The organism is Streptosporangium sp. NPDC006013, from assembly GCF_040614275.1.
In the GTDB taxonomy this organism is placed as follows: Bacteria; Actinomycetota; Actinomycetes; order Streptosporangiales; family Streptosporangiaceae; genus Streptosporangium.
The window spans coordinates 1-2,191 of the sequence record NZ_JBEXUE010000776.1 but is presented as its reverse complement, the minus strand read 5'-3'; the positions used below and the strand labels follow the sequence as shown (position 1 = coordinate 2,191).

The 2,191-nt window shown below is 70.9% G+C and carries 2 protein-coding genes and 1 pseudogene; all 3 read left to right on the top strand.

What is annotated here, in order from left to right; genetic code table 11:
- Positions 1–1,497, top strand: a 1,497-nt coding sequence (locus tag ABZ260_RS49335) for a pseudouridine synthase (RefSeq protein ID WP_355632415.1), incomplete at its 5' end; no start/stop codon positions are given.
- A gap of 82 nt (positions 1,498–1,579) precedes the next feature.
- Positions 1,580–1,939 (top strand): chorismate mutase, encoded by a 360-nt coding sequence (gene aroH, locus ABZ260_RS49330; protein ID WP_355549367.1) that lies wholly within the window; start codon positions 1,580–1,582, stop codon positions 1,937–1,939.
- Between the two features lie 34 nt (positions 1,940–1,973).
- Positions 1,974–2,096: pseudogene (locus tag ABZ260_RS49325) on the top strand (3-hydroxyacyl-CoA dehydrogenase NAD-binding domain-containing protein); the annotation flags it as partial.
- Positions 2,097–2,191 lie beyond the last annotated feature (95 nt).

Sequence of the window (2,191 nt, the reverse complement as noted above, 5' to 3'; positions counted from 1 at the left end):
GGTGGTTTCCGTGCCGAGCGTGACGGCTCGCGCGGTTCGTACGGGAGCAGGCCCTCGGGTGGTTCGCAGGGCGGTTACCGCGCCGATGGTCCGCGTCGCGATGACCGTGGTGGTTTCCGTGCCGAGCGTGACGGCTCGCGCGGTTCGTACGGGAGCAGGCCCTCGGGTGGTTCGCAGGGCGGTTACCGCGCCGATGGTCCGCGCCGCGATGACCGTGGTGGTTTCCGCGCCGATGGTCCGCGTCGGGATGATCGCGGCGGCTCGTCGTTCGGCGGGTCCCGCGACGGCTCGCGGAGCCGGTACGGCAGGTCCTCCGAGGGCTCCCAGGGCGGTTACCGCTCCGACGCTCCGCGCCGTGAGGACCGTGGCGGTCCGTCGTTCGGCGGGTCCCGCGACGGTTCGAGGAGTGATTTCCGGTCCGACGCCCCGCGCCGTGACGACCGTGGTGGTTCGCAGGGTGGTTTCCGCGCGGACCGGGACGGTTCGCGTGGCAGGCCCGGCGCCGACCGAGGGCGCGGCGGCGCGCCCGCCGGTGGTTCCCGTGCCCGCTTCGGCAGGACCGGCCGCCGGGACGACGTCCAGACGATCGGCGGCGACCGCGCCGGGGCGTACGGCGAGCGTCGTGCCCCCGCCGGCCGCGCTCCGGAGGCGAAGGCCCCGCTGCGGCCCGGCACGATCGCGAACGACCGGTTCAAGACCGCTCGCCAGCCCAAGCGTGACTCCGACTTCTACGACCGTGACTACGTCGACGAGCGCGACACCACCGAGGTCCCTGACGGCGTCCGGCTGCAGAAGGTCCTCGCCCAGGCGGGCGTCGCCAGCCGCCGGGCCTGTGAGGACATGATCGGCGACGGCAGGGTGACCGTCGACGGCCAGGTGGTCCGCCGCTTCGGTGCCCGGGTCGACCCCGCCAAGCAGGTCATCCACGTCGACGGCAAGCGTCTGCCGACGATGCCCGACCTGGTCTACTTCGCGATCAACAAGCCGATCGGTGTCGTCAGCACCATGTCCGACCCGGACGGCCGCCCCTCGCTGGCCGACTTCGTGGCCGACCGCACCGAGCGCCTGTTCCATGTGGGCCGTCTCGACACCGAGACCGAGGGCCTGATCCTGCTCACCAACGACGGCGAGCTGGCCAACAGGCTCACCCACCCGAGCTATGGCGTGCAGAAGAAGTACTGGGCCAAGGTCCCCGGCCGGATCGAGCGCGATCTCGGCCGCCGGCTGAAGAAGGGCATCGAGCTGGAGGACGGCCTGGCCAAGGCCGACTCCTTCGCCCTGGTCCAGGAGCACGGCCAGCAGGCCCTGGTCGAGATCGTCCTGCACGAGGGCCGCAAGCACATCGTCCGCCGCATGCTGGAGGAGGTCGGGCACCCGGTCATCGACCTGGCCCGTATCGAGTTCGGCCCGGTCAAGCTCGGCCGCCTCAAGCCGGGCACCCTCCGCGCGCTGACCCTCACGGAGGTCGGGGAGCTCTACGCCGCGGTCGGGTTGTAGCCTTCCCTGACACGCACGTTCAGGACACGCCGGATCACCCCCTCGGGGGTGGTCCGGCGTGGGTGGATATGGAGGAACGACGATGGTGCGGGCGATCCGCGGTGCGATTCAGGTCGAGGCGAACGACCGGGACGCGATCCTGTCCGGAGTCACCGAACTGGTCACGGAGGTGATGGGACGCAACCGGCTCACCACCGAGGACGTGATCAGTGTGATCTTCACGGCCACGCCTGATCTCACCGCCGAGTTTCCCGCCTTGGCCGCCCGCAAGCTTGGTTTCCACGACGTCCCGTTGATCTGCGCTTCCGAGATCGACGTGCCGGGCGCCCTGCCCCGCGTGGTGCGGCTGATGGCCCATGTCGAGGTCGACCGGTCCCGCCAGGAGGTCCAGCACGTCTACCTGCGCGGCGCGGTCGCACTTCGGGTGGACATCGCGCAATGAGTCCTTTAGGCATCATGATCTCGGGGGAGTGGGTGTGAGCGGTCTGGAGAGCGTCCTGGTCGTCGGTACGGGGCTGATCGGCACCTCGATCGCCCTGGCGCTGCGCGAGCAGGGCGTCGCCGTCCACCTGGCCGACCGGGACGAGGGCTCCCTGCGGTCACGGACCCGGACGTCTTCGATGTGACCCGTCCCGGTGGCGGCCACATCGCCTTCGGTCTCGGTACCCACTTCTGCCTGGGGGCGGCACTGGCC

Coding starts and splice junctions, on each gene's coding strand:
- aroH (WP_355549367.1), top strand. CDS start 1,580: ATGGTGCGGGCGATCCGCGGTGCGATTCAGGTCGAGGCGAACGACCGG.